This window comes from Leifsonia sp. 22587 (assembly GCF_052044215.1).
Lineage (GTDB): Bacteria > Actinomycetota > Actinomycetes > Actinomycetales > Microbacteriaceae > Leifsonia > Leifsonia shinshuensis_C.
Genome location: NZ_JBQENB010000003.1, coordinates 51,395 through 78,370 on the forward strand (window position 1 = coordinate 51,395; position 26,976 = coordinate 78,370).

The following is a 26,976-nucleotide window of genomic DNA, read 5'->3' on the forward strand; positions in this document are numbered from 1 at the left end:
ACCGGGTCGCGCAATGCAGTACCGGCCCGGGCGGCGACGTCAGCCCGCTGCGGCTCGGAGTCCCGAGTAGTCGATCAGCCGCTCGAGTCCTACGGTGACCGGCGACTCGTGGCGGCCGACCACCACGACCCGCGCACCGGAGGCGACGGCCGCCTGCAGCCCGGCCTCCGCATCCTCGAACACCACGCACTCGGAGATGGGCACGCGGATGCGCTCGGCGGCGAGCACGTAGCCCTGCGGGTCGGGCTTGCCCCGCGCGACGTCCTCCGCCGCGATCAGGACCGGAGGGAGGGGGACGCCGGCCGCGCGCATCCTGCCGATGGCCAGTTCGCGCGGCGCGCTGGTGACCACCGCGACGGGCACGTCGTCGGAGAGCAGCCGGTCGAGCAGCGCGGCCGCGCCCGGCACCTCGACGATGCCGTCGGTGCGCGTGATCTCCTCCGCCACGAGCCCGCGGACGAGCTCGTCGCGGGACTCGACGCTGAGCTCGGGGAGGAAGTGCGCGACGGTGTCGACGGCCTGACGGCCGTGCGCGTACGCCAGGAGTGCTGCGGGGTCGAGGCCGTGTCGCCGGCCGAAGGCGGTCCAGACCGACTCGACGACCGCCGTCGAGTCGACGAGCGTCCCGTCCATGTCGAACAGGAACCCGGCCGCCTCGATCTCATCCACGCTCCGAGCATAGGAGACGCGGGTGACGCGAGGCGGCCGGGCCGGCCGCGCGGAGGGGCCCATCCCACCTGACCCCTCCGCGACGTTCACACCAGCGCGGCGGAGAAGCGCGCGGGGCGGAACGTGTCCAGCAGCGGCGAGGCCTCGCCCGTCAGGATCTCGCGCGCGAGCAGTTCGCCCGCGATGAGCCCGAGCGTGGCGCCGCTGTGCGTGAAGGCGACGAAGTAGCCGGGGATCTGCTCCAGCTCGCCGAGCACCGGCTCGCCGTCGCCCGGGATGGGCTTCCCGCCGATGCCGAAGCCGTCGAGCTCGAGGCGCGGGTTGCCCGCGAGCACGCGGGACGCCTCCTCCAGCAGGCGGTCGACGATGCCGTCCGGGACGGTGACCGAACCGTCGTCGCCGACGACCAGCGCCTCCTCCGACCACGCCGAGTCGAGCGCGAGCGCTCCGGTCGGCGTCGGGCGCACGGCGACATTCGGCGTGTTGAGGACGGCCGTCAGCTCGGTCTCCACCGGCTTGGTCCACACCAGGAGGGCCGTGGGGCTGCCGTCCTCGATCGTCACGCCGTGCTCCGCGACCTGGGCGGGGACGCCCGGGCCGGTCGCGAGCAGCACCGCGTCGGCGTCGAAGCGACGCCCGTCCGGCGTGACGGCGCCGACGGCGCGGCCGTCCTCGACCACGACCTCGACGTGACCCGCGCCCGTGATCAGCGTGCCGCCGCGCGACGTGAACTCGGCCGCGAGGAAGGCGACGAGCGACGGCAGGTCGACCCAGCCCTCCCCCGGGTTGAAGATGGCGCCCTCGGACGCGACGGCGGCCGGGTCGACGCCCGGGGTCCACGCGGCGACCTCGTCGGCCGCCAGCCACTGCGCGTCGTAGCCGATGGCGCGCTCGTGCTCGAGTACCGGGCGGAACGACTCGCCCTCCGGCGCCCAGGTGAGCCCGCCGTCAAAACGGAGGAACCCGGACACGTCGGCGCGCGCCGCGAGGGTGCGGTAGCGGTCGATGCCGAGCTGGCGCAGCGCGTGGTACTCCGGCGAGCGCAGGCCCGCGGTGTTGAGCCACGAGAGGGAGCGTCCGCTCGCACCGCTGGCGAGCTCGCCCTCGGTGAGCAGGGTGACCTCGGCGCCAGCGCGCACCAGCTGGGTGGCGGTCGAGACGCCGAGGACACCGCCGCCGATGACGACGACGCGGGAACGGATGGATGGTGCGGTCATGGTGCTCACTTTCGGTTCTGCGAGTGGATGGTGTCGATCAGTTCGAGGGCCGCGAGCGACTCCCGGGGGTCGACGGGAAGGGGCGAGCCGTCGCGCAGTGCGGCGGCGAGGCCGCGATAGAAGGCGGCGTAGTCGCCGGGGACGAGGGAGACCGCGTCGGGATGGGAGTCGGTGCCGAGCCGTGCGGGCGCGGTCGCCCGCCCGAGGCGGGGATCGCCGGGCCGCATGCCGCCGCCGAGCTGTCCCTCCTGCGGGTCGAGACCCCAGGAGACGAAGCCGGCGCGCGAGCCGAGCGCCCGGAACCGTGGGCCGGCGATGGGCGCGACCGCGCTCATCCACAGGTGGCTCGTGGTGCCGGAGTCGTGCTCGAGCACGACGAACGCGTCGTCGTCGGCCGCTCCGCCGCGGCGGTCGCCGACCTCGGCGTGCGCGACCCGCGCGGGGCCGAAGAGGAGCAGAGCCTGGTCGATCAGGTGCGAACCCAGGTCGAACAGGATTCCGCCGCCCTCGGCAGCGCCGGTCGTGGACTTCCAGGAGTCGTCGATGGCGGGCTTCCACCATTCGAACCGCGACTCGAAGCGCCGCACGTCGCCCAGCGACCCGTCGCCGGCCAGCCGGCGCAGGGTGAGGAAGTCGCCGTCCCAGCGCCGGTTCTGGAAGACGGTGAACGGGACGCCCGCCGCCTCGGCCCGCTCGATCAGCGCGCGACCCGCTCCCGCGTCCGGCGCGAACGGCTTGTCCACGACCGTCGCGAGGCCGGCGTCGACCGCGGCGGTCGCCTGGGCGACGTGCAGCGGGGTGGGCGAGGCCACGACCACCAGGTCGATTCCGGGATGCGCGAGCAGCGCATCCACGTCGGGCACCGCCCGCGCCCCCGGGTGGTCGGCCGAGAGCCGCTCGGTCTGCGACGTGACGACCGCCGCGAGTTCGAACGCCGGGTCCGCCGCCAGGAACGGCGCGTGGAAGACGCGTCCGGCGACCCCGTACCCGATCAGTCCGACGCGCAGGGGCTCCGGGCCGCTCACAGCACCTCCGACAGGAAGCGCTGCAGGCGGGGGCTCTGCGGCCGGTCGAACAGGTCGTCGGGGCGCCCGGCCTCCACGACGCGTCCCTCGTCCATGAACACGACCTGGTCGGCGACCTTGCGGGCGAAGTTCATCTCGTGGGTGACGACGACCATCGTCATGCCGCGCCGGCCGAGGTCGGCCATGAGATTGAGGACGCCCTTGACCAGCTCGGGGTCCAGCGCGCTCGTCACCTCGTCGAACAGCATCACCTGCGGCTCCATCGCGAGCGCCCGGGCGATCGCCACGCGCTGCTGCTGGCCGCCGGAGAGGTCGCGCGGGCGGTGGTCCATGCGCTCGCCGAGCCCGACCTCGATGAGGCGCTCTTCGGCGACTCGCTGCGCCTCCGCCTTCGGCATCCGCTTCACGGAGCGCAGGGCGAGCATGACGTTCTGCAGCGCCGTGTGGTCCGGGAAGAGGTTGAAGTGCTGGAAGACGAGGCCGATGCGCCGGCGCAGCGCATCCGGCTTGCTGCCCAGGATGCTCTGCCCGTCGAGCAGCACGTCGCCGCTCTTCGGCTCGTGCAGCCGGTTGATCCCCCTGAGCATCGTCGACTTGCCGGAGCCGGACGGCCCGATCACGCAGGTCGTCGTGCCGGGGGCGACCGAGAGCGAGACGCCCCGCAGCACGTCGATGTCGCCGTAGGCCATCGTCAGGTCGACGAGGTCGAGCGCCGATCCGCGGAAGTCCGGGGTCTGCTGTGCGGGCAGCGGAGAGGTGTACGTCATGTGTTGCTCCCGAGGGTGAGGGGGGCGGGCGGCTGGACCTCGTCCAGCTCGTCGAGCCCGCTCTTCGGCGGCGCCGGCTTGCGGCGCCCGGTGCGGAACCGGTTGTCGAAGTAGTTGACGAGGTGGGTGAGCGGCACCGTGATGACCAGGTAGAAGAGGCCGGCCAGCACCAGGGGCGACAGGTTGCCCGTCAGCACGGCCGCGTCCTGGCCGACGCGGAACAGCTCCCGCTCCCCGACCAGCAGGCCGAGGAAGTACACCAGGCTGGAGTCCTTCACGATGGCGATGAACTGGTTGACGAGCGCGGGGAGCACCCGGCGGATGCCCTGCGGCACGACCACCAGGCGCATCGCCTTCGCGTAGCTGAGGCCGAGCGCGCGGCACGCCTCCAGCTGGCCGCGGTCGACGCTCTGGATGCCGGCGCGGAAGATCTCGCCGATGTACGCGGCCGCGATCAGCGACAGCGCCAGGATGCCCAGCGGGTAGGGCGAGGGTCCGAAGACCGCCTGCGAGAAGCGTGCGAACCCCTGCCCGATGAGCAGGATGGTGAGGATCGCCGGCAGACCCCGGAACACGTCCGTGTAGACCCGGGCGGGGATGCGGAGCCAGCGGGAGGTGGAGATCCCCATGACCGCGACCACCATGCCGAGCACGACGCCGATGACGGTCGCCGCGATCGAGATGATCAGCGTGTTGACGAGTCCGACACCGAGGAGCTGCGGGAAGACCTGCAGCATCGACGGGATGTCGAAGAAGGTGTGCGTGATGGTGTTGAGCCAGTCCATGGGGATCTCCCTGAGCTCCTACTTCGACGGGGTCGGCGTCGAGGTCTGCTCCGCCTTCGGCAGGTACTGCTCGGGCATCGGCGAGCCCGGGAACCACTTCTGGTAGAGCTTCTTCCAGGTGCCGTCCTCCATCGCGGCGTGGAGGGCGGTGTCGAGCGCCTTCTTCAGAGCCGGGTTGCCCTTGGCGATGGCGAAACCGGCCGGAGCGTCGAACGAGGGGATGTCCTCAGCGTCCTTCAGCTGCGGGTACTGGCCCACGTAGCTCTTGGCCGCCTCGTAGTCGAGGAAGTGCGCATCCACCGAGCCGCTGTTGAGGGCGGAGACGGCGGCGTTGTTGTCGGGGAAGCGGACGAGGCTCGCCTTGGGGAAGTTCTTGACGGCGTACGCCTCCTGCAGGGTGCCCTGCACGACGCCGAGGCGCTTGCCCGCGAGGTCCTTCGCGGAGTCGATGCCGCTCGACTTCGTGGTGAGCACCGTCAGGTAGCCCGCGAGGTAGCCGTCGGAGAAGTCGACCGTCTTCTCCCGCTCCTTCGTGATGCCGATGGCCGCGACGCCGACGTCGAACTGGTGGTTCGCGACGGCGGCGAGGAGGCCCGAGAAGTCCTGACCGGTGAAGACCGCCTTGCCGAGGTGGGCGCGCTTCGCGACGTCGGTGAAGAGCTCGACATCGAAGCCGGTGAAGTCGCCCTTGGCGTCGGTGAAGGTGTACGGCTTCGAGTCGCCGAGGCTGGCGACGCGGACCGTCCCCGCCTCGATGAGCCCGTACGGGTTGTCCTTGGTGGAGCTGCCTGCTGCGCCGCCGGCGCTGCAGCCGGCGAGGACCAGCGCGGCCGCGGCGGCCAGCAGTCCGGCCGGCCGGAGGAAGGTGCGTCGTTTCACTGCGGGGTCCAATCGTCTGGGGGATGGTCGGCGAGAGACAGGACGTGCGATCCTCGTCGATCCGTGGTTGCTGAGACCGGTCTCTGGGGATTACGCTGAGACCGGTCTCAGTTGGTTTTCTGGGACGCTACAACACGTCTCCGGGTTTCGTCAACACCGAGGACGCGACCAGGAAGGGCTCACCGAATGTCCCCACGACCCGGGTCCCGCCGCGCCGTCACGGTGGCCGACATCGCCCGGGCGGCGAAGGTCTCCAAGGCCACGGCCGCCCGCGCGCTCGGCGACTACGGGCAGGTGAGCGACGCGGTGCGCTCGCGCGTCCTGGCCGCGGCCGAGGAGCTCAACTACCGGCCGAACGCGCTCGCACGCTCGATGAACACCGGTCGCTCCAACACGATCGGCGTGGTCGTCGGCGACATCGAGAACCCGTTCTTCGCCCACGCCATGCGCGGCATCTCCGACGTCGCCAACCGCGAGGGCTACGACGTCATCCTCACCAACTCCGACGAGGACGTCGAGGCCGAGCAGGCCGCGGTGGATGTGCTCCTCGACAAGCAGGTCGACGCCCTGATCGTCGCGCCCGCCTCCTCCGCCCGGGTCGGCCACCTCGCCGCTGTCGGCGCGGCGGGGCGCCCACTGGTGCTGCTCGACCGGCGCGCCGACGGCCGCCCGTACGACTCGGTGACCGTCGACAACCGGGTCGCGGCGGCCCGGGCGACGGCCGAGCTCCTGGCCGAGGGGCACCGGCGCATCGCCTTCATCTCCACCCACGACCACCCGGCGGGCGTCTACACCCCGGGCGACACCATCACCATGTCGAGCGTCGCCGACCGCGTCGCCGGCGTGATGGAGGCGCTCACGGACGCCGGCATCCCCTCGCCCGAGCAGAACATCCGGCTGGACGCGCGCCGCCGCGGCGTCGAGGCGGTGGCCCGCGACCTGCTCGAGGGCGACGACCCGGTGACCGCCGTCATCGCGTCGGACAGCCTGATCGCCATGACCGTCTTCCAGACCATCCGCACGCTCGGCCTCAGCATCCCGGGCGACGTGTCCCTGATCTCGTTCGACAACCCGGAGTGGACCGGCATCACCACGCCGCCCCTGACCGTGGTGGAGCAGCCGATCTACGAGCTGGGCGCCGCCGCCGCGCGCCTCGCGCTGCAGCGCATCCACGGCGAGCGGGTGGACGACGCGGCCGTCGTCTTCGACGCCGACCTGCTCCGCCGCGCGTCGGTCGGGCCGGCACCGGTCGCCGCTGCCCTGTCGGACACGAAGGGTCGCAACACGCCGTAAAGCCTCCGCTATAACGGCGTGTTGCGACCCCTCGATCCGGCTGGGCCGCGGGTCAGCGGCCAGTCTCCCGGGCGGCCTGCGCTGCGCGCAGGTCGGCCAGCCCCCGCTCGGTCTCGCGTGTGACCGTTCCGCCGCGCGCGAGGATCGCCGCGGGCAGCCAGTCGCTGAGCACGAACCGCTTGCGGACGACCGGCTCCCCGCCGTTGGTCCGGGCCGGATGCCTGACCCAGCCGTGCTCCATCCCCTGTGTCCATGTCGTGTTCGCCATGACCTTCACGTTACGAGCGCAAAGATCCGGACACGAGATGGCTTCAGGTCTATCTTCGCAAAGATACGGCCATTAGACTGCGGGCATGATCCGATCGGTCGCTGTGCCCCTCATCGACGAGTTCGCCATGTTCGAGTTCGGGGTCGTCTGCGAGGTCTTCGGGCTCGACCGCAGCTACGCGGGACTCGAGCCGTTCGACTTCCGGGTGTGCACCATCCGCCCCGACACGGCGGTGACGAGCCCGGTGGGCGTCCGGGTGACCGCGCCCTACGGCCTCGAGGCGATGGACGACGCCGACCTGATCGGCGTGCCCGCCGCCACGGTGCGAGACGAGTACCCGCAGGAATTCCTGGATGCGCTGCGACGCGCGTACGACCGTGGCGCCATCCTGCTCAGCGTCTGCTCCGGCGCATTCGCCCTCGGAGCCGCCGGCCTGCTCGACGGGCGCGACTGCACCACGCACTGGCGGTTCTCCGACGAGTTGCAGCGCCGCTTCCCCGCCGCCCGCGTGGACCCCGACGTCCTCTTCGTGGACGACGGCCGCATCATCACCTCCGCCGGCACCTCCGCCGGGATCGACGCCAGCCTGCACCTCGTGCGCCGCGAGCTCGGGAGCGCGGTGGCCAACACCATCGCCCGCAACATGGTGGTGCCGCCGCAGCGCGACGGCGGCCAGCGCCAGTACATCGACAAGCCGGTCAGCGACTGCGAGGACGACACCTTCAGCGAGCTGATCGACTTCCTGACCGAGCGCCTCGACGAGTCGCACACGGTGGGCAGCCTCGCCGAGCGCACCCATATGTCCACGCGCAGCTTCTCACGCCGCTTCGTCGCCGAGACCGGCGTGCCCCCGATGCAGTGGCTCACGACCCAGCGCATCCTGCGCGCGCGACTGCTGCTCGAGACCACGGACCTGCCGATCGACGAGGTCGCCCGCCAGTGCGGCTTCGGGAGCGCGACGCTCCTCCGTCACCACTTCGACGCCGAGGTGGGCGTCCCGCCCACCCGCTACCGGGCGGCCTTCGCCCGGGCGTGATGCCGCGGCGCCAGGTCGTCGCCGCGGTAGTGCCGCAGCAGGCGCCAGTTGCGCAGCGCGAAGTCCGCGCAGATCGCCACGGTCGCCACGCCGCAGACGATGACGCCCCACGCGCGAGGGTTCTCGCCCTGGGTGGGGATGGCCACGGCCAGCGCGACCGTGGAGACGAGCGCCAGCACAGCGAGCAGGCCTCCGATGGCCGCCCTCCGTCCCGCTCGGGTGCGGTCCGTCCGGTCTCCCATGCTCCGGAAATTACTCCGCGGATCGGGTGAACGAAAGTCGAATCACAGGGAAACGGGCGATGAATCGCCGCGCCCGGACCGAGACGGATCCGGACAGCACGAAGCCCCCGCCCACGTGGACCCGTGCGGGGGCTTCGTACGGTTTCAGCAGCCTCAGTCCTTGAAGGCGTCCTTGATCTTCTCGCCGGCCTGCTTGACGTCGGCCTTGGCCTGGTCGCCCTTGCCCTCGGCTTCGAGGCGCTCGTCGCCGGTGGCCTTGCCCGCAGCCTCCTTGGCGTTGCCGCCCAGCTTCTCTCCGGCGTTCTCGATCTTGTCGTCGAGTCCCATGACGTCCCCTTTCAGTGGTCCGTTTCGTCTTCGACGCTCCCACCGTTGTGGAGCCGGGTCTACCCCGCGGGCCCCACCTCGCACCAGACGCTCAGGAGATGCTGTCGCGCTGGTCGAGGGACTCGACCGCCGCGGCCATCCGCCCCAGGAACTCGCGCACCACCTCGGCCTCGCGCGGGTCGAGCTCTCCCGCCGCCGCGAGCATGCGCCGGTGCATCGCCTGCAGCGTGTGGCGCACCTCCTGGTCGGCGCCCGGCGTCGCGACGATGACGAGCGAGCGCCGGTCGGTGGGATGCGGCTGCCGCGCCACCCAGCCGGCGATCGTCAACCGGTCGAGCATCACGGTCACCGACGACGACTTCAGGTGCAGTTCCGCACCCAGCTCGGCCGGTGTCGCGGGCACGCCCTCGCTCTGCCGCTTCAGCAGGAACCGCAGCGCGCGCAGGTCGTTCTCGCCCATCCGCATGGACTCACGCGTACGACGACGCATCGCCTGCTCGGCTGCGCGGTAGTCGCGCAGCGCGTTCAGGACCTCTACGGTGTGCGGGTCGGCACGGTCGTACCAGTAGCCCCCGCCGGTCTGTGCATCGATACCCCGATTTTACGCGGTGGTCCGAGGCGATGCAGCCCGGGGATGCGGCCGGCCGGTCTCGCCGGCGGCGTCGATGTGGTCGACCGCCTCGCGCATCCTGCGCAGGAACCCGATCACGGTCTCCGCGTCTTCCGGGCTCAGCGAGGCGGCGACGTCGACCAGCTCCTGGCGCATGTCGCCCAGGATGGCGCGCTGCAGCTCGTCCTCAGGCACGGCCGGGACGACGATGAGCGCGCGGCGGTCGAACGGGCTCGCCTCCCGGCGGATGTGGCCGGCGCGTTCGAGACGGTCGAGCAGTGCCGTGACGGACGAACTCTGGATGCCGAGGTACTCCGCGAGCTCCTTCGGCCCGACCGAGCGGCCCTGCTCCTGCGCGCGGAGCAGGTAGCGCATCGCGGAGACGTCGTTCTCGCTCATGCGGAGGACTCCCTCGGAGCGCCGGCGCATGGCGGACTCGGCGGCGCCGTAGGCGCGCATCGCCTCCAGCACCTCGAGGCCGGGCGACCGGTCGTCGGCTTCCTCGCGATACCAGTAGTGGCGCGCCGATTCCTGCGTATCGGACGTCATGCCTTAACGATAGAGCACCTACAATCTAGATTCTCTAGCGTTTGGCCGGGTGCGCCGCCGGCTCGGGCATCACCAGCAGTCCGTTGGGCCGGTGCGTTCCGTCCATCAGCGCGTCGAGCCAGTCCCGGTTGAGCGGAGCGATGGTCGACTCGTCGTAGCGGAAGCGGATGTGGAGCCCGTTGTCGACCCAGATCGCCTCCCGGCCGCCGTCGCCGTCGGGCACCCAGCTGAGCGTGAAGCTCTCCCGGCGGCGGAGCTTGGTGGTGATGACGACCTGGAGGTGCGCCAGCAGCCGATCCCCGAACAGGTAGTCCGTCGCACCGTAGCTGAGCACGCCCATTCCATCGCTCCCATCCTGTTCGACCGTCCGTACGGACGGTATGTAGTTAGTCTATCGATATAGCTTGCTTGTCTAGCAATACGCCCCGCTGCGGAATTCAAGGCCTTCGCGCGCCCGCGTGATGCCCGGAGAATGAACGCTGTGAGCACCTACCGTCTTCAGATCTCCCCCGACTTCACGCTTCGCGACGCCACCCAGGTGCTCGACTACATCCAACGGCTCGGCGCGGACTGGGTCTACCTCTCGCCGCTGCTCGAAGCCGAGCCCGGCTCGATGCACGGCTACGACGTCGTCGACCACAGCCGGGTGGACTCCGCGCGCGGCGGCCCGGAGGCGCTCTCGGAGTTCTCGGACGCCGCCCACGCGCGCGGGCTCAAGGTGCTCGTCGACATCGTCCCCAACCACATGGGCGTCGCGACGCCCGCCGTCAACGCCTGGTGGTGGGATCTGCTGACCTTCGGCCGTGACTCGCGCCACGCCTCCTACTTCGACATCGACTGGGAGTTCGGGAACGGCCGTCTGCGCCTGCCCGTGCTCGGCGACGGTCCGGACGAGGTGGACGCCCTGCGCGTCGAGGACGGCGAGCTGCACTACTACGACCACCGCTTCCCCATCGCCCCCGGGACCGGGGACGGCTCGCCGCGCGAGGTGCACGCACGGCAGAACTACGAGCTCATGTCGTGGCGGCGGGCCGACGCCGAGATGAACTACCGCCGCTTCTTCGCCGTCACGACGCTCGCCGGACTGCGGGTCGAGGACCAGCAGGTGTTCGACGACACGCACCGCGAGATCGGCCGGTGGTTGCACGAGGGTCTCGTGGACGGCCTCCGCGTCGACCACCCGGACGGCCTCCGCGATCCCGGCCAGTACCTGGAGCGCCTGCGCGCCCTGGCCGGCGACAAGCCGATCTGGGTCGAGAAGATCATCGAGGGCGACGAGCGGATGCCCGACTGGCCCGTGCAGGGAACCACCGGCTACGACGCCCTCGCCGTGATCGACCGCGTCTTCGTCGACCCGGCGGGCGAGGGCCCGCTGACCGCCCTGGCGGGCGAGTTCGACGACCGGGAGGAGAACCAGGACTGGATCGAGCTGGTCCACCGCCGGAAGCGCGCGGTCGCTGACAGCATCCTCCGCTCCGAGGTGCTGCGCGTGGTCCGGGAGCTGGGCGAGGGCTTCGACGAGGAGGTCGCGGATGCGGTCGCCGAGCTGGCCGCCTGGTTCCCGGTGTACCGCAGCTACCTCCCGTTCGGCGCCGAGTACCTGGAGGAGGCGCGCCTCGCGGCCGCCGAGTCCCGGCCCGATCTCGCGCCGATCATCGCCCGCATCACCGACCGCCTCGGCGACCGCTTCGAGCAGACGACCGGCGCGATCATGGCGAAGGGTGTCGAGGACAACGCCTTCTACCGCTTCACCCGCCTGGTCTCGCTCACCGAGGTCGGCGGCGATCCGTCCGAGTTCGCGCTCTCGCCGGAGGAGTTCCACCGCCGCCAGGCCGACCGTCAGCGGCGGCTGCCCGACTCGATGACCGTGCTGTCCACCCACGACACCAAGCGCGGCGAGGACACGCGCGCCCGCATCTCCGCGCTGGCGGAGCTGCCCGGCCGCTTCGAGCGCTTCCTGCGGACGGTGCGCGAGCACGTCGGGATCGGCGACGGGTCGCTGGAGAGCCTGCTGTGGCAGTCGGTGATCGGCGCGTGGCCCGCGTCGCGGGAGCGGCTGCAGGCGTACGCCCTGAAGGCGGCGCGCGAGGCGGGCGCATCCACCGCCTGGACCGACCCGGACGAGGCCTTCGAGCAGCGCATGGCCGCGGCCATCGACGCCGCCTTCGACGACGAGCGGGTCCGCGCGGAGGTGGAGGCCCTGTCCGCCGTGATCGACGGACCGGGCGCGAGCAACGGCCTGGGCGCGAAGCTGCTGCAGCTGATGTCTCCCGGGCGCCCGGACGTGTATCAGGGCTCGGAGCGCTGGGAGCGGTCGCTGGTCGACCCGGACAACCGCCGCCCGGTCGAGTTCGACGCCGCCGCGGCCCTGCTCGCCCACATCGACGAGGGATGGCAGCCCGAGATCGACTCGTCGGGCGCGGCCAAGGTGCTGGTCACCTCGCGCGCCCTCCGGCTGCTGCGCGACCGTCCCGAGCTGTTCACCGGCTACCGCCCGGTGTACGCGGAGGGATCGCGCGCCGGCCACCTCATCGGCTTCGACCGCGGCGGGGCCATCGCCCTCGCGACGCGGCTCCCCGTCGGGCTCTCCGCCACCGGCGGCTGGGCCGATACCACCATCGACCTCGGGGAGGCATCCATGCGCGACGAGTTCACCGGCGCCGAGTACACGGGACGCGTCCCGCTCAGCGCCGTGTTCGAGCGGTACCCGGTCGCCCTGCTGGCGGTGACGCGATGACGGCGGCGACGCCGGCCACCCGGCGCTTCCCGGTCTGGGCGCCGAGCGCACGCAGTGTGGATGTGGTGATCGACGGCCTCGGGACGTTCCCGCTCACCCCGGTGCCGTCGACCTCGGACACGCCGGCCGGAGGCTGGTGGGAGCTCGCCGAGCCGCCCGCGCTGCCCGGGCACCCGGTCGACTACGGGTTCCTCGTCGACGGCGAGGGCCCGTTCCCGGACCCGCGGTCGCTGCGACAGCCGCGTGGCGTGCACGAGTTGAGCCGCGAGTTCGACCCGCGCGCGCACGAGTGGACGGACGGGGTGTGGGAGGGACGCGACCTCGTCGGCGCGCTGATCTACGAGCTCCACATCGGCACGTTCACCCCCGAGGGGACGCTCGATTCCGCCATCGCCCGTCTCGACCACCTCGTGGAGCTGGGCGTCGACGCGGTCGAAGTGCTCCCGGTGAACGCCTTCAACGGCACGCACAACTGGGGCTACGACGGTGTGCTGTGGTACGCCGTGCAGGAGCAGTACGGCGGGCCGGAGGCCTACCAGCGGTTCGTCGAGGCCTGCCACCAGCGCGGGCTCGCCGTCGTGCAGGACGTCGTCTACAACCACCTCGGCCCGAGCGGGAACTACCTGCCGAAGTTCGGCCCCTACCTCGGTCAGGGCGCCAGCACGTGGGGCGTCAATATCAACCTCGACGGCCCGTTGTCGGACGAGGTGCGCCGCTACATCCTGGACAACGCCGAGTACTGGCTGCGCGAGATGCACGTGGACGGGCTGCGACTGGATGCCGTGCACGCCCTCCAGGACCACCGGGCCACGCATCTGCTCGAGGAACTCGCTGTGCTCGCCGACGAACTCGGCGGCGAGACCGGACGATCGCGGACGCTGATCGCGGAGAGCGACCTGAACGACCCGAAGCTGATCCGCACTCGCTCGCACCACGGCTACGGGCTCCACGCCCAGTGGGACGACGATGTGCACCACAGCATCCACGCCAACCTGACCGGTGAGGACACGGGCTACTACGCCGACTTCGCCGAGCCCGAGGCGCTGGTGAAGGTGTTCGGCCACGGCTTCTTCCACGACGGCACCTGGTCCAGCTTCCGCGAGCGCCGCCACGGCCGCCCGCTCGACCCGGACATCCCCTTCACGCGCCTGGTCGCGTTCAGCCAGGACCACGACCAGATCGGCAACCGTGCCGCCGGCGACCGGCTCACCGCCACGCTCGACCCCGGCCGCCTCGCGGTCGCCGCCGCACTGACGCTGCTCGGCCCCTTCACGCCGATGCTGTTCATGGGCGAGGAGTGGGCGGCGGCGACCCCCTGGCAGTTCTTCACCTCCCACCCGGAGCCGGAGCTCGGCAAGGCGACGGCGGAGGGCCGCATCGCGGAGTTCGCGAAGATGGGCTGGGACCCGGCCATCGTCCCCGACCCGCAGGACCCGCAGACCTTCCAGCGCTCGAAGCTCGACTGGTCCGAGCTCGACCGCCCGGAGAACGCCAGGATGCTCGACTGGTACCGCACGCTCACCGCTCTGCGCCGCAGCATCCCCGCCGATGCGCCGGCGACCGACGTCGCCTACCGCGACGGCGTCTTCCGCTTCGCGCGCGCGGGCCTGCTGGTCGAGGTGAGCCTCTCCGGAACCGGCCTCGGCGAGCCCCCCGCGGACGCCGTCGCCGCCTTTGGCGAGGCGGTGCGGGTCACCCGCGCCTGACGACGTCGCTCACGAAGCAAGGCGACTGCTGACGAGCCGGTTGAGGCTCACGTGCTCCTCGGCCGCCTGGATGGCGAGCTGCCGGTGCAGCTCGGGCGGGATGCGCACCTTGAACTCGCCGCTGTAGCGTCGCTCGGCGAACGGCTCGGGGATCGGTTCGCCCGAGTCCTGCAGATCCTCGATCACGTCTTCGACGAGCGCCACGATGCCCCGCAGAGCTTCGTCCTGCGTCGGTGCCAGCCACGACAGTGAGGGCATCTCGGCCACCTGACCCACGAACTCTCCATCGTCGGCCGACCAGAGAACCCGGTACGTGTAGTGCGTGAAGTCGGTCACCGTTGCTCACTCTCCCATCGCTCGATCGCCAGAAGTACCTGGATCACCTGATATCTCTTGGCTCGCCCTCGATCATTCTGGATGTTGACGCGAGGGTCGCCGCTCCACGGTGTTCTGAACACCATGTGACTCGAACCCGACTGGCGCGGCTCTCCGAAATAAGCGACGCAGACCTTCACCAGATCATCGAACCTGACGTCCGTCGGGTTTCGCCTCATCCGCAGGAGGAGCTTCGCGAGGTGGGGCACACTCAATGGTGCCACTAATGACACCACCCGTCAACCGCCGGCCTGCCGCTTATAGACCCGGCCGCCCGCTGTCAATGCCTGGCTGGACCCGCCGGTCCGCAGGTATCGTGGCGGTCTACCGCCGATCGGAGGCACCGTGCCCCACCCCTGCCCCCTGCTCCGCTGCTCCGCCCGCAGCAGCACCGCGCCGCTGACCCGCGGAGCGGCCGAGTGACCGCCTCGACCCCGTACCCGCTCGGCATCACCCTGGGTGAGGGCGGCGCGAACGTCGCCGTGTACAGCGAACACGCCGACAAGGTCATCGTGTCGCTCTTCGACGGGCGCGGCCGGGAGACGCAGACCGTCCTCCCCGAGCGCACCGGGCACGTCTTCCACGGCTTCGTCCCGGGCCTCGTTCCGGGCGCCCGCTATGCGTACCGCGTCGACGGCCCCTGGGACCCGGCCAACGGCCTCCGCTTCTCCCCCGCGAAGGTGCTCCTCCCGCCGCAGGCCCGCGCGGTCACCGGCTCGTGGGACAACACGCAGGCTGTCTTCGGCCACCAGCTGGGCCGGCCCAAGCGGCGCAGCGACACGAACGGCGCCCGCCACGTCGCCCTCGGCGTCGTCATCGACCGGCAGGAGTTCGACTGGGGCGACCACGAGCGCCCGCACACCCCCCTCAGCGAGACCATCATCTACGAGATGCACGTGAAGGGCTTCACGAAGCTGATGGAGTGGGTGCCGGAGGAGTTCCGCGGCACCTACGCCGGCCTCGCGCATCCCGCCGCCGTCGAGTACCTCAAGAACCTCGGCGTCACCGCGGTCGAGCTGCTGCCCATCCACCAGTTCGTCCAGGATGCGCACCTGCAGGAGAAGGGCCTCCGCAACTACTGGGGCTACAACTCCATCGGCTTCTTCGCCCCGCACAACGAGTACGCTGCGACCGGCGACACCGGCCACCAGGTGGACGAGTTCAAGGGCATGGTCAAGGCGCTGCACGCCGCCGGCATCGAGGTCATCCTCGACGTGGTCTACAACCACACCGCCGAGGGCAACGACCTCGGGCCGACCTACAGCTTCAAGGGCATCGACAACCCGTCGTACTACCGCCTGGTCGACGGGGACGCCGCGCACTACTTCGACACCACCGGCACCGGAAACAGCTTCAACGTCAGCCACCCGGCCGCGCTTCAGGTGATCATGGATTCGCTCCGCTACTGGGTCGAGGACATGCACATCGACGGCTTCCGGTTCGACCTGGCCACCACGCTCACCCGCCAGGGCGGCGACGCGAGCCTCCACAGCGCGTTCCTCACGCTCATCCAGCAGGACCCGACGCTCGCCCAGGTGAAGCTCATCGCCGAGCCGTGGGATGTCGCCGGCTACCAGCTGGGGGGCTTCCCGGCCGACTGGTCGGAGTGGAACGGGAAGTTCCGGGATGACGTGCGCGACTTCTGGCGCGGCACGCCCGGCGTGCTCTCCACCCTGTCGCAGCGCGTGCTCGGCAGCCCGGACATCTACGAGGACTCCCGCCGCGCCCCGCTGTCGAGCGTCAACTTCGTCACCGCGCACGACGGCTTCACGCTCGCCGACCTCACCAGTTACAACGAGAAGCACAACGAGGCCAACGGCGAGGACAACCGCGACGGCGAATCGGACAACCGCTCGAGCAACTACGGCGTCGAGGGCCCGACCGACGACCCCGGCATCAACGCCTTCCGCATCCGTCAGCGCAAGAACTTCCTCGCGACACTGCTGCTCTCGGCGGGCGTCCCGATGATCCTCGGCGGCGACGAGATCGGGCGCACCCAGCAGGGCAACAACAACGCCTACTGCCAGGACAACGAGATCTCGTGGTTCGACTGGGAGCACGCCGACTGGGAGCTGCACGAGTTCACGTCGAAGCTCATCCACCTGCGCCGTGACGAGCCCGCGCTGCGTCCGGTCTGGTACCGGCACGCCCCCGACGTGGGCGGCCCGGACATCGTGTGCATCCTGCGCGCGGACGGCGAGCCGTTCTCCGACGAGGACTGGGCCGACCCGGAGGCCCGCTCCATCGCGTTCGAGCTCCGCCACGAAGGCTCCGACTCGTTCCTGCTCATGCTCAACGGTGCGGGAAACGGCGTCGAGTTCGTCCTCCCCGAGGCGACCGGTGCGCACTGGGAGCTCGAGCTGTCGAGCGACCCGGAGCTCCAGCTCCACGACGGCGACAGCGTCATCCTCGGCGAGTCGTCCTTCGCCCTCCTGAGGTCGCGGAACAGCTGATGCCCGAGTCCACCATCCCCGCGCTGCTGGGCCGCTACCGGCCGCAGCACGTGATCGGCCGCGGCGGCGAGGCGAGCATCTTCCGTGCCGTCGACGAACTGCTCGGCCGCGAGGTCGCCATCAAGCTCTACCGCTCCGGCGGCGAGGAGGAGATGGCGCAGTACCGTACCGAGCAGGCGGCGCTCGCGCGGCTGAGCCACCACGGCATCGTCTCCCTCATCGACGCCGGCATCGACTACTCCGCGCCGAAGGACCCGCGGCCCTTCCTCATCATGGAGCTGGTCTCCGGCACCGACCTCGCCGAGGCACTGGCCCAGCGGGAGCTGACGCTGGAGGAGATCGCCGAGGTCGCGTACGACATCTCCGAGGCGCTGGAGTACGTGCACGCGCACGGCGTGGTGCACCGCGACATCAAGCCGTCGAACATCATGCTCGTCTCGTACGGCACCACGACGTTCCGCGCCCGCGCCAGGCTCACCGATTTCGGCATCGCCAGCGGCATCCGCGGGGTCCCGTCGCAGCCGGACGAGGGCAAGACGACCGGCACCGCCGCCTACCTCAGCCCCGAGCAGGCGATGCGCCGGCCCGCCACCCCCGCGAGCGACATCTACTCGCTCGGCCTGGTGCTGCTCGAGTGCTTCACCCGCTCGGTCACCTACCCCGGCGCCGCGGTGGAGTCGGCGCTCGCCCGGCTGGAGCACGAGCCGCCGGTTCCCGACGATCTGCCCGACGACTGGACGCGCATCCTCCTCGCGATGACGTCGAGCGACCCGGCCGCCCGCCCGACCGCGGAGCAGCTGACGCCGATGTTCCGCGAAGCGGTCATCTCCGCCGCCGGACTGCAGCAGAAGGTGTGACCACGCAGCCCCAGGATGCGGCAGCCGGGCAGGCGGCGGGCGCGGCGGTCGAGGATCACGCCGCCATCGGCGACGGCCGGACGGTCGCGCTGATCGACCGCTCCGGCACGGTGGACTGGCTGCCCCTCCCGAGCCTCGACTCCCCGCCGGTGTTCGCGGCGCTCCTCGACCCGGAGCGGGGCGGCCGGCTCGTCCTGCGGCCGGTGAGCGAGTTCACGTCGCGCCGACGATACCTGCCCGGCACGAACGTGCTCGAGACCACGTTCACCACCGCCTCCGGCACGGTTCGCGTCACCGACGCCCTCGTCACCGGCGTCGCCGGACGGCTGCCGTGGGTCGAGTTCGCCCGACGCGTCGACGGGGTGGACGGCATCGTCGTCATGGACTGGGCGGTCGAGCCGGGGACGGTGCTCGGCGGCGCGAGCCCCTGGGCCGAGCACATCGACGGCAGCCGCATCCTGCGCGTCGGCACGGTGAACATCGGCGTCACCGGTCTGACGGACGGCGAGGACGACCCCGAGGCGCCGCGGTTCGGGGGCCGCATCCGGGTCGGCGAGGGAACGCGACGCACGCTGACGATGGTCGCGACGGACGACGAGCCGCTGCACCTGCCGGTGCCCGGCAACGTCGACATCGGCATCGACCGCACGACCTCCAACTGGGAGTTGTGGTCGAACACCTTCTCGTACTCCGGCCCGTGGGCGGACGCGGTGCAGCGCAGCGCGCTCGCGCTGAAGCTGCTGCTCTACGCGCCCACCGGCGCGATCGCCGCCGCGGCCACCACCTCCCTGCCGGAGACGCCGCGCGGGGGCAAGAACTGGGACTACCGGTTCGCCTGGGTCCGCGACACCGCCTACGCGCTCCGCGCGCTCGAGCGCTTCGGCCTGCGCGAGGAGACCCACGCCGCGATCTCCTGGCTGCTCCGCGCGGTGAAGGGCGACCCGGCCGAACTGCGCGTGCTCTACGGCCTGCGCGAGGAGTCGTCCGCCGACCCGGTCGAGCACGACGTGCCCGGGTGGCGCGGCATCGGGCCGGTCGTCACCGGCAACCGCGCCGCCGAGCAGCTGCAGCTGGGCGTCTACGGCGACCTGCTCAGCGTCGCACTCGCCTACGCCGCGGCGGGCAACGTCCTCGACGTGCCCACCCGACGGCTCGTGTCCGACGTCGCCGACCGCGTCTGCGACGTGTGGCGCGAGCCGGACTCCGGGATGTGGGAGCTCACCGAGCTGCGCCACCACACCTCGTCGAAGATGGGATGCTGGCAGGCGCTCCAGGCGGCGCTGCAGCTGGCCGAGCTCGGCCAGGCCGCGGGCAACCCGGCGCGCTGGCGACGGGAGGCCGACCTCATCCACGAGTGGGTCGACGAGCACTGCTGGTCCGACCGCCTCGGCGCCTACACGATGGTCGCCGGCGAGGACGAGCTGGATGCGTCGGTGCTGCTGCACGCGCCGAGCGGCTTCGACCGCGGCGAACGGATGCGCTCCACGATCGCCGCACTGCGGCGCGAGCTCGGCAGCGGGCCGCTGCTGTTCCGCTTCACCGGCGCCCGCGCCGAGGGTGAGGCGCCGTTCGTGGCGTGCTCGTTCTGGCTTGCCGCTGCCCTCGCGTGCGTCGGCGACGTCGCGGACGCCACCTCCGTCATGGACGACCTGGTCGGGCGCGCCAACGACGTCGGCCTGTACGCCGAGATGATCGACGAGGACGGCACCTTCTGGGGCAACTTCCCGCAGGCGCTGTCGCACCTCGGCCTGATCGACGCCGCGCTGACGATCGCCGACCTCCGCCGGTAGCCGAGCGCTGTCGGCCGGCCGGTGTCGGCCGGTCGCGCTGCTAGCGCACCGCGTCGCTGGCGGCCCCCACGTACTCCGCCAGGTGCCGCCCGGTGAGCGTCGACCGGTCGGCGATGAGCTCGGCGGGCGTCCCCTCGAACACGATCCGCCCTCCGTCGTGGCCCGCGCCGGGACCGAGGTCGATGATCCAGTCGGCGTGCGCCATCACCGCCTGGTGGTGCTCGATGACGATGACCGACTTTCCCGCATCCACCAGCCGGTCGAGCAGCCCGAGCAGCTGCTCGACGTCGGCCAGGTGCAGGCCGGTCGTCGGCTCGTCCAGGACGTAGACGCCACCCTTCTCCGCCATGTGCGTGGCGAGCTTCAGCCGCTGCCGCTCCCCGCCCGACAGCGTCGTGAGCGGCTGGCCGATCGTCAGGTACCCCAGCCCGACATCCGCGAGGCGTTTCAGGATGGCGTGCGCAGCGGGCAGCTTCGCGTCGCCCTCCGCGAAGAACGCCTCGGCCTCGCTGACCGGCATCGCGAGCACCTGGCTGATGTCGCGGCCGCCGAGCGTGTACTCCAGCACCGAGTCGTCGAAGCGGCGGCCCTCGCACACTTCGCAGACTGTCGAGACACCGGCCATCACGCCGAGGTCGGTGTAGATCACCCCGGCGCCGTTGCAGTTCGGGCACGCGCCCTCGGAGTTGGCGCTGAACAGCGCGGGCTTCACGCCGTTCGCCTTCGCGAACGCCTTGCGGATCGGCTCCAGCATGCCGGTGTAGGTCGCCGGGTTGCTCCGCCGCGAGCCGCGGATCGCGCCCTGGTCGACCGAGACGACGCCTTCGCGCGGCGTGACCGACCCATGGATGAGCGAGCTCTTGCCCGACCCGGCCACGCCGGTCACGACCACCAGCACACCCAGCGGGATGTCGACATCCACCCCCTGCAGGTTGTGCTCGGAGGCGCCGCGGACCTCGAGGGCGCCCTTGGGCGTGCGCACCGACTCCTTGATCCGCGCCCGGTCGTCCAGGTGGCGTCCGGTCAGCGTGCCGCTGCCGCGCAGCCCCTCGACCGTGCCCTGGAAGACGACCTCGCCTCCCTGCGCCCCCGCCCGGGGACCGAGGTCGACCACGTGGTCCGCGATCTGGATCGCCTCCGGCTTGTGCTCGACCACCAGCACCGTGTTGCCCTTGTCGCGGAGCTGGAGCAGCAGCTCGTTCATCCGCTGGATGTCGTGCGGGTGCAGACCGACGGTCGGCTCGTCGAAGACGTACGTGATGTCCGTGAGAGACGACCCGAGGTGGCGGATCATCTTCGTGCGCTGCGCCTCGCCGCCGGAGAGCGTGCCCGACGGCCGGTCGAGCGACAGGTAGCCGAGCCCGATCTCCACGAAGGAGTCGAGCAGGTGCTGGAGGTTCCGGAGCAGCGGCGCCACCGACGGCTCATCGAGCGACCGGACCCAGGCCGAGAGGTCGGTGATCTGCATCGCGCAGGCGTCGGCGATGCTGACCCCTCCGATCTTCGACGACCGCGCGCTCTCGCTGAGCCGCGTCCCGCCGCACTCCGGGCACGCGGTGAAGGTGACCGCCCGCTCCACGAAGGCGCGGATGTGCGGCTGCATGGCATCCACATCCTTCGACAGCATCGACTTCTGCAGCTTCGGGACAAGTCCTTCGAAGGTCAGGTTGATGCCGTTGATCTTCACCTTGGTGGGCTCGTGGTACAGGAAGTCGTTCCGCTCGCTCTCGGTGAAGTCGCGGATCGGCTTCGCCGGGTCGAAGAACCCGGACTCGCTGAAGATGCGCGCGCCCCAGCCGTCGGCCGTGTAGCCCGGCACCGTGATCGCGCCCTCGGAGAGCGACTTGCTGTCGTCGAACAGCTGCGTCAGGTCGATGTCGCTGACGGAGCCCATGCCCTCGCACCGGGGGCACATCCCGCCGAGCTGGCTGAACTCGCGCTTCTCCGTCTTGCCGCCGACGGTCAGCGCGCCGCTGCCGGTGACCGAAGGGATGTTGAACGAGAAAGCCTGCGGCGACCCGATGTGCGGCTGCCCGAGCCGGCTGAACAGGATGCGGAGCATCGCGTTGGCGTCCGTCACCGTCCCGACCGTTGAGCGTGCGTTCGCGCCCATCCGCTCCTGGTCGACGATGATGGCCGTGGTCAGCCCCTCGAGCACGTCGACGTCGGGACGCGACAGCGACGGCATGAAGCCCTGGACGAAGGCGCTGTAGGTCTCGTTGATCATCCGCTGCGACTCGGCCGCGATGGTGCTGAAGACCAGCGAGCTCTTGCCCGAACCGGAGACCCCGGTGAAAACGGTGAGCCGGCGCTTGGGCAGCTCCACATCCACGTTCTTCAGGTTGTTCTCGCGTGCCCCCTGCACGCGGATGACGTCATGGCTGTCGGCCGTCGCGGTCATGTCGAGTCCCTCCATCGAGCCTGACCCACGGTATATCAGGAGGCTTCGTCTGCGGCCACGATGCGGTAACGGAGCCGCGCGAACTGCCCGACGGCCTCCGCCGACTCCAGCCGCAGCCGGTCCGACTCCACGCGGCGCGGGAAGAGCGGCGCGCCGCCGGTGAGCGCGACCGGCGCGATCGACACGGCCAGCTCGTCCAGCGCTCCGGCGTCGAAGAACTGGCCGGCCAGGTCGCCCCCGCCGACGACCCAGACGGCCCCGTCGCCGGCGGCCTCGCGGATCGCCGGCAGCGCGTCGGCCACGGAACCGGAGACGAAGCGGATGTCCGCGCCCTCGGGCACCGGGAGCTCGCGGTGCGTGAAGACGAACGTGGGCCGGGTGCCGTGGAACTCCTGCCACTTCTCCGGATGCTCCAGCACCCCGGTCTCACGCACCACCCACTCGTACGTCGTGCGCCCCTCCACCATCACCGTCGCGTCGCTCGGGACCAGCCCTTCCGCGGGCTCCTCCCCGCCGGGCACCGCGAACAGCCACGCCAGCGAGTCGTTCTCGTCCGCGATCCACCCGTTGAGGGTCGCGGCCGTGTCGAAGACGATTCTCCCCATGCGGCCGACGGTACCGGGGACCACCGACACGGTGGGAGCATGGGGCGCATGGATGCCGTCGACGCCCTGAACGAGATCGCCTTCTGGCTGGAGCGCGAGCTCGCCCCGAGCTTCAAGGTCCAGGCCTTCCGCCGCGCGGCCGCGACCATCGACGGCGTCGGCAACGAGGAGCTGGCCGCGCGCGTGGCGGACGGGCGGCTCAAGCGCACGAAGGGCATCGGCGACCGCACGTTCCAGGTCATCGCGCAGGCGGTCGAGGGCGACGTGCCCGGCTACCTGGCGGACCTGCGCGAGCGCAACGCCGCTCCGCTCGACAGCGGCGGCCTGGAGCTGCTCGCCCAGCTGCGCGGCGACCTGCACAGCCACACCGAGTGGTCGGACGGCACGGTCCCGATCGCGGTCATGGCCGCGGCCGCCGCGACCCTCGGCCGCGAGTACCAGGCGATCACCGACCACTCCCCCACCCTGACGGTCGCGAGCGGCCTCTCCGCCGAGCGGTTGGAGGAGCAGCTCGGCGTGATCGCCGACCTCGACACCGGGTCCGTCACCCTGCTCACGGGCATCGAGGTCGACATCCTCGAGGACGGCACCCTCGACCAGACGCCCGGACTGCTGGACCGGCTGGATGTGGTGGTCGGCAGCGTCCACTCGAAGCTCCGCTCCGACAAGCGGACGATGACGAAACGGATGCTCGGCGGCATCCGCGACCCGCACACGAACGTGCTGGGCCACTGCACCGGCCGGCTCGTGCAGGGGTCGCGCGGCACGCGTCCGCCGTCGGAGTTCGACGCCGATGCGGTCTTCGCGGCGTGCGCCGAGAACCAGGTGGCCGTCGAGATCAACTCGCGCCCGGAACGGCAGGACCCGCCGGACGAGCTCATCCAGCGCGCCCTCGACGCCGGGTGCCTGTTCTCGATCGACACCGACGCGCACGCGCCCGGCCAGCTTGACTTCCTCGCCTACGGCGCCGCCCGCGCGGCTGCCAACGGCGTCCCCGCCGACCGCATCATCACCACCTGGCCGCTCCCTCGCCTCCGCGCCCACCTCGCCAAGGCGTAGCCGCGGATCGTCGAGGTGCACCTTGTTGCGCCCGACATGCCGCACGACTGCGCAACAACGTGCACCTCGGCGAAGTGGACGACGCAGAGGGGGTGCGGCGCGCGCGGGGTCAGAGGCCCCAGGCGGAGGACGGAGCCTGCACGATCTCGACCGGGCGCGTGCTCCAGTGGGTGCCGTTGCCGTAATGGCTGGTCGCCCACGGCGATGCCCAGATCGCGGCCGCGGTGGTGTCCGCCGACGTCCCGGCCTCGAGCCCGGCGACGATCTCCGGGTAGCCGCGCTGCAGGTTCTTCGCGCAGTACTCGGCCGCGGTGATGAGGTCCGGATAGCTGCCCAGGCCCGCGCCTCCGCCCGAGCCGTAGCCGTTGTTGAGCGGGTTGTTGCGGTTCCACCAGTCGGGCGGCCCGTTCTCCTGCCGCATCCAGCGCAGCATCACGGTGACGTTCGCGTCGGTCTGCGGCCAGCCGCCGAACATGAGCACGAGCTTCGCCCAGGCTTCGTTGGTGCCGACCCGCGCCAGGGTCTGGAGCCCGTCCGTCGCGCTCAGGTTCTCGCGGTTCACGACGGGAGCGGCGATGGTCGCATCCACCAGCAGGTGCTGCGGCGGCGCGGCGACAGGCGCCTCCCCGGGCGCGGCCGGGGCCAGTGTCGTGTCGGGAGCGATCCGCAGGGTGGAGGCCAGCGCGTCGTCGGTGGGCACGATCGAGAATCCGCAGACGAGGCCGATCACGGCCAGCGTCACGCCCACCCGGTGGCGCAGCGGCAGCACCGGCCGGCGCTTCCCCTTCGGCAGCCGGATGCGCACCCGCTGCGACGGCACGGCCGCGCGGCGGCCCGCCGAGCGGCGGCCGCGGGGGCGGAGGGGGGCGGATGCGGACTGCATACCGGATGAAGGGTACCAGCGTCCCCTCGGAACGCCAGCGGGAATCTCAGCAGGAGCACCAGCCGGAACGCGGCGCGAGCCCTACCGCGTGACCTCGTTGAGCCGGCCCAGCAGCTCGGCCAGGCGGCGCACATCCTCTTCGCCCCACTGGCGCAGCCCCCGGTACAGCGTGGCCTGGTCGGCCGCGCGCACCTCGTTGACCTTCTCGATCGCCTCCGGGGTGGCCGCGATGAAGCTGGCGCGCCGGTCGGTGGGGTCGGTCCGGCGCTCGACGAACCCCATGTCTTCGAGGAGTCTCAGCTGCCGGCTGACGACGCTCTTGTCCGTGTACAGCATGCTGGCCAGCGCACCGGCGTGGGTGGGGCCGCTGCGCACGATGGTGGTGAGCAGCTTGTAGCCGCCCGGCTGCAGGTCGGGGTGGATGCGCTCCGCGCGGTCGCGCATCGCCGTGCCCACCTGGTTGAACAGCCGGGTGAACTGCTCCTCGACCTCCGAGATCGCCGCGTCGGTCGCCTGCTCCGCCGCGGCGGGGAGGGTGGCGGCGGAGCCCGCCGCCACCCGCTCCGTGTTGTCCATGGCCGCGATCATAACGCGCTGCTCTAGCGGCCGTTCCCAGCGGTGGGCTCGGCCGGAGCCGTGCCCGGCGCCTCGCGGCGGACCGCGGTGACCGACCCGGTCGCCGGCGCTCCGATCAGCGCCTCGGCCACTTCGAGCGCGTTCACCTCGGCCGCCTCGATCGGCGTCTCGCCGCCCTCGCCGTTCTCCTCGCGCATCCGCTCGATGGCGGTCTTGCTGCCGAGGCGGATGTTCGGCAGGAACAGGATCGCGATGACGCTGATCACCGCGAGCGGGACCGCCACCAGGAAGATGTCCGCGACGGACTGGCCGTACACCGACTCCACGATCGTGCGGATCGGCAGCGGCAGGGTGTTGACCTCCGGCAGCGTGCCGCTCTGCAGCGACTTCGCCGCCTCGACGCCCTTCGCGCCGAGCTTGGCGACGGCGGCCATCAGGTCGTCCTTGCGCTCGGTCATCAGGTTCGTCACCGTGGTGCCGAGGATGGAGCCCATGACCGAGACGCCGATCGTGCCGCCGAGGCTGCGGAAGAAGGCGACGTTCGAGCTCGCCGCTCCGAGCTGGTCGGCCCGCACGGTGTTCTGCACGATGAGCACCAGGTTCTGCATGACCATGCCGACACCCGCGCCGAGCACGAGCATGTAGACGGAGACCAGCCAGTAGTTCGTGTCGTACTCGATCGTGCTCATCAGGTAGAGCCCGACGGTCAGCAGCACGGATCCGGCGATCATGAAGCCCTTCCAACGGCCGAACCGGCTGATCAGGTTACCCACGATCATCGAGGAGAGCAGCAGGCCGAGGATCATCGGCAGCGTCAGCAGACCCGACTCGGTCGGCGTCGCGCCGCGCGCCAGCTGCATGTACTGGCCGAGGAACACCGAGGTCCCGAACATGGCGACGCCCACGGAGATGGACGCGATGACCGCGAGCGTGAAGGTGCGGTTCTTGAACATCCCCAGCGGGATGATCGGCTCCTTCACGACGAGCTCCGTGACGATCGTGGCGCCGATCAGCGCGATCGCGCCCCCGACCATCCACATGGTCTCGGCACTCCACCAGTCGAAGTTCTTGCCGGCGAGCGACACCCAGATCAGCAGCAGCGAGACGCCGCCCGCGAGGAAGATCGCGCCGAGGTAGTCGATGCGCACCTTGCGCGCCGGCCGCTTGGGCAGGCGCAGCGTGAGCTGCAGCAGGATGATCGCCACGACCGCGACCGGAACGCCGACGAAGAAGTTCCAGCGCCAGCCGACCGAGTCGGTGAGCAGGCCGCCGATCAGCGGGCCGCCGACCGTGCCGACCGCCATGATGCCGCCGAAGAGGCCCATGTACCGTCCGCGCTCCCGCGGGCTGATGATGTCGGCCATGATGATCTGGCTGAGCGCGGTCAGACCGCCGGCGCCGAGTCCCTGCACGACGCGGAACCCGATGAGCATGTTGGTGTCCTGCGAGAAGCCGGCCATCGCCGAGCCCGCGACGAAGATCACGAGAGCGAGCTGGATGAGCAGCTTGCGGTTGAGCAGGTCGGCGAGCTTTCCCCAGATCGGCGTGGACACCGTGGTTGCGAGCAGGGTGCTCGTCACGACCCAGGTGTAGGCGGTCTGGTCGCCGTGCAGTTCGGAGATGATCCGCGGCATCGAGGTCGAGACGACCGTGCCCGCGAGGATCGAGACGAACATCCCGAGCAGGAGTCCGGAGAGGGATTCGAGCACCTGCCGGTGCGACATCGCGGCCGGTGCCCCCTCCCTGGTGAGCGTGGTTGACATGTGGATCCTTCGCACAATTGGTTGACTGCGATCAACCGTAGATAATTAGGTGACCGAAGTCAACTAACATCGTGCACCACTGCATTATTTCCGACGGTGCAAAC

General features: G+C 71.0%; 26 protein-coding genes. 8 read left to right on the plus strand and 18 right to left on the minus strand.

Translation table 11 applies throughout. The features are described 5' to 3' along the window. Nucleotides 1-39: 39 nt before the first annotated feature. The 6 genes from ACTJI1_RS12330 to ACTJI1_RS12355 all read right to left on the minus strand — a co-directional run bounded on the left by ACTJI1_RS12330 (nt 40) and on the right by ACTJI1_RS12355 (nt 5,342). On the minus strand, nt 40-669 hold the full coding sequence (locus ACTJI1_RS12330) for an HAD-IA family hydrolase (RefSeq protein ID WP_440742885.1): 630 nt from the start codon (nt 667-669) through the stop codon (nt 40-42). An 86-nt stretch (nt 670-755) separates the two neighbouring features. After that, nucleotides 756-1,886: an NAD(P)/FAD-dependent oxidoreductase gene (locus ACTJI1_RS12335; RefSeq protein ID WP_440742886.1), complete on the minus strand. Its 1,131-nt coding sequence runs from the start codon at nt 1,884-1,886 to the stop codon at nt 756-758. Between the two features lie 5 nt (nt 1,887-1,891). Further along, complete coding sequence (locus tag ACTJI1_RS12340; protein WP_440742887.1) at nt 1,892-2,911, minus strand: Gfo/Idh/MocA family protein; 1,020 nt, start codon at nt 2,909-2,911, stop codon at nt 1,892-1,894. Beyond that, entirely contained in the window at nt 2,908-3,678 is a 771-nt protein-coding gene (locus ACTJI1_RS12345; protein WP_310133166.1) for an amino acid ABC transporter ATP-binding protein, read from the minus strand. Before ACTJI1_RS12345 ends, ACTJI1_RS12340 begins: the two co-directional genes overlap by 4 nt. After that, complete coding sequence (locus ACTJI1_RS12350) at nt 3,675-4,463, minus strand: amino acid ABC transporter permease (RefSeq protein ID WP_310133164.1); 789 nt, start codon at nt 4,461-4,463, stop codon at nt 3,675-3,677. Before ACTJI1_RS12350 ends, ACTJI1_RS12345 begins: the two co-directional genes overlap by 4 nt. An 18-nt stretch (nt 4,464-4,481) precedes the next feature. Further along, nucleotides 4,482-5,342 (minus strand): ABC transporter substrate-binding protein, encoded by an 861-nt coding sequence (locus tag ACTJI1_RS12355; RefSeq protein ID WP_440742888.1) that lies wholly within the window; start codon nt 5,340-5,342, stop codon nt 4,482-4,484. 186 nt (nt 5,343-5,528) lie between these two features. Here ACTJI1_RS12355 and ACTJI1_RS12360 point away from each other — a divergent pair, with 186 nt between their 5' ends. After that, nucleotides 5,529-6,635: a LacI family DNA-binding transcriptional regulator gene (locus ACTJI1_RS12360; RefSeq protein WP_440742889.1), complete on the plus strand. Its 1,107-nt coding sequence runs from the start codon at nt 5,529-5,531 to the stop codon at nt 6,633-6,635. 52 nt (nt 6,636-6,687) lie between these two features. On the opposite strand, the gene ACTJI1_RS12365 is transcribed toward ACTJI1_RS12360, so the two are convergent. Beyond that, the gene (locus ACTJI1_RS12365) at nt 6,688-6,903 is read right to left on the minus strand and encodes a hypothetical protein (RefSeq protein WP_310133155.1); all 216 of its coding nucleotides are present in this window, start codon (nt 6,901-6,903) and stop codon (nt 6,688-6,690) included. An 85-nt stretch (nt 6,904-6,988) separates the two neighbouring features. Between ACTJI1_RS12365 and ACTJI1_RS12370 the strand changes: the two genes are divergently transcribed. Beyond that, nucleotides 6,989-7,939 carry a GlxA family transcriptional regulator gene (locus ACTJI1_RS12370; RefSeq protein ID WP_440742890.1) on the plus strand — a complete coding sequence of 317 codons (951 nt, stop codon included), beginning with the start codon at nt 6,989-6,991 and terminating at the stop codon, nt 7,937-7,939. Here the strand turns inward: ACTJI1_RS12370 and ACTJI1_RS12375 are convergent. The 5 genes from ACTJI1_RS12375 to ACTJI1_RS12395 all read right to left on the minus strand — a co-directional run bounded on the left by ACTJI1_RS12375 (nt 7,912) and on the right by ACTJI1_RS12395 (nt 10,007). Continuing rightward, nucleotides 7,912-8,181, minus strand: a complete 270-nt coding sequence (locus ACTJI1_RS12375; RefSeq protein WP_310133150.1) for a hypothetical protein — start codon at nt 8,179-8,181, stop codon at nt 7,912-7,914. The genes ACTJI1_RS12370 and ACTJI1_RS12375 overlap by 28 nt on opposite strands. A gap of 153 nt (nt 8,182-8,334) precedes the next feature. Further along, the gene (locus ACTJI1_RS12380) at nt 8,335-8,508 is read right to left on the minus strand and encodes a CsbD family protein (protein WP_310133148.1); all 174 of its coding nucleotides are present in this window, start codon (nt 8,506-8,508) and stop codon (nt 8,335-8,337) included. A gap of 91 nt (nt 8,509-8,599) precedes the next feature. Next, a complete protein-coding gene (locus ACTJI1_RS12385) occupies nt 8,600-8,968 on the minus strand; it encodes a MarR family winged helix-turn-helix transcriptional regulator (RefSeq protein WP_440742891.1) in 369 nt (122 codons plus the stop codon). Between the two features lie 141 nt (nt 8,969-9,109). Next, nucleotides 9,110-9,667: a MarR family winged helix-turn-helix transcriptional regulator gene (locus tag ACTJI1_RS12390; RefSeq protein ID WP_440742892.1), complete on the minus strand. Its 558-nt coding sequence runs from the start codon at nt 9,665-9,667 to the stop codon at nt 9,110-9,112. Between the two features lie 34 nt (nt 9,668-9,701). After that, nucleotides 9,702-10,007: a DUF7882 family protein gene (locus tag ACTJI1_RS12395; protein ID WP_310133142.1), complete on the minus strand. Its 306-nt coding sequence runs from the start codon at nt 10,005-10,007 to the stop codon at nt 9,702-9,704. Between the two features lie 132 nt (nt 10,008-10,139). Here ACTJI1_RS12395 and treY point away from each other — a divergent pair, with 132 nt between their 5' ends. Both treY and treZ read left to right on the plus strand, forming a co-directional pair. After that, nucleotides 10,140-12,404, plus strand: a complete 2,265-nt coding sequence (gene treY, locus ACTJI1_RS12400) for a malto-oligosyltrehalose synthase (RefSeq protein ID WP_440742893.1) — start codon at nt 10,140-10,142, stop codon at nt 12,402-12,404. Further along, nucleotides 12,401-14,110: a malto-oligosyltrehalose trehalohydrolase gene (gene treZ / locus ACTJI1_RS12405; RefSeq protein ID WP_440742894.1), complete on the plus strand. Its 1,710-nt coding sequence runs from the start codon at nt 12,401-12,403 to the stop codon at nt 14,108-14,110. The genes treY and treZ overlap by 4 nt, the downstream gene beginning before the upstream one ends. 9 nt (nt 14,111-14,119) lie before the next feature. Here treZ and ACTJI1_RS12410 read toward each other — a convergent pair whose 3' ends face one another. Then, nucleotides 14,120-14,446 carry a type II toxin-antitoxin system HicB family antitoxin gene (locus ACTJI1_RS12410; protein WP_310133137.1) on the minus strand — a complete coding sequence of 109 codons (327 nt, stop codon included), beginning with the start codon at nt 14,444-14,446 and terminating at the stop codon, nt 14,120-14,122. 458 nt (nt 14,447-14,904) lie between these two features. On the opposite strand from ACTJI1_RS12410, the gene glgX reads away from it, so the two are divergent. The 3 genes from glgX to ACTJI1_RS12425 are packed head-to-tail and all read left to right on the plus strand — an operon-like array spanning nt 14,905 to nt 19,585. Next, nucleotides 14,905-16,938 (plus strand): glycogen debranching protein GlgX, encoded by a 2,034-nt coding sequence (gene glgX, locus ACTJI1_RS12415; RefSeq protein ID WP_440742895.1) that lies wholly within the window; start codon nt 14,905-14,907, stop codon nt 16,936-16,938. Next, the gene (locus ACTJI1_RS12420) at nt 16,938-17,795 is read left to right on the plus strand and encodes a serine/threonine-protein kinase (protein ID WP_310133133.1); all 858 of its coding nucleotides are present in this window, start codon (nt 16,938-16,940) and stop codon (nt 17,793-17,795) included. Before glgX ends, ACTJI1_RS12420 begins: the two co-directional genes overlap by 1 nt. Continuing rightward, on the plus strand, nt 17,792-19,585 hold the full coding sequence (locus ACTJI1_RS12425) for a glycoside hydrolase family 15 protein (protein ID WP_440742896.1): 1,794 nt from the start codon (nt 17,792-17,794) through the stop codon (nt 19,583-19,585). The genes ACTJI1_RS12420 and ACTJI1_RS12425 overlap by 4 nt, the downstream gene beginning before the upstream one ends. Before the next feature lie 40 nt (nt 19,586-19,625). Here ACTJI1_RS12425 and ACTJI1_RS12430 read toward each other — a convergent pair whose 3' ends face one another. After that, on the minus strand, nt 19,626-21,986 hold the full coding sequence (locus tag ACTJI1_RS12430; protein ID WP_440742897.1) for an ATP-binding cassette domain-containing protein: 2,361 nt from the start codon (nt 21,984-21,986) through the stop codon (nt 19,626-19,628). Between the two features lie 35 nt (nt 21,987-22,021). Further along, nucleotides 22,022-22,591, minus strand: a complete 570-nt coding sequence (locus ACTJI1_RS12435; protein ID WP_440742898.1) for a dihydrofolate reductase family protein — start codon at nt 22,589-22,591, stop codon at nt 22,022-22,024. Between the two features lie 48 nt (nt 22,592-22,639). Between ACTJI1_RS12435 and ACTJI1_RS12440 the strand changes: the two genes are divergently transcribed. Beyond that, nucleotides 22,640-23,650 carry a PHP domain-containing protein gene (locus ACTJI1_RS12440; protein WP_440742899.1) on the plus strand — a complete coding sequence of 337 codons (1,011 nt, stop codon included), beginning with the start codon at nt 22,640-22,642 and terminating at the stop codon, nt 23,648-23,650. 109 nt (nt 23,651-23,759) lie between these two features. Here ACTJI1_RS12440 and ACTJI1_RS12445 read toward each other — a convergent pair whose 3' ends face one another. The 3 genes from ACTJI1_RS12445 to ACTJI1_RS12455 form a co-directional block, all read right to left on the minus strand. Beyond that, complete coding sequence (locus ACTJI1_RS12445; RefSeq protein ID WP_310133119.1) at nt 23,760-24,533, minus strand: hypothetical protein; 774 nt, start codon at nt 24,531-24,533, stop codon at nt 23,760-23,762. 81 nt (nt 24,534-24,614) lie between these two features. Further along, a complete protein-coding gene (locus tag ACTJI1_RS12450; RefSeq protein WP_440742900.1) occupies nt 24,615-25,109 on the minus strand; it encodes a MarR family winged helix-turn-helix transcriptional regulator in 495 nt (164 codons plus the stop codon). Between the two features lie 23 nt (nt 25,110-25,132). Then, complete coding sequence (locus ACTJI1_RS12455) at nt 25,133-26,833, minus strand: MDR family MFS transporter (protein ID WP_440743384.1); 1,701 nt, start codon at nt 26,831-26,833, stop codon at nt 25,133-25,135. Nucleotides 26,834-26,976: the final 143 nt, after the last annotated feature.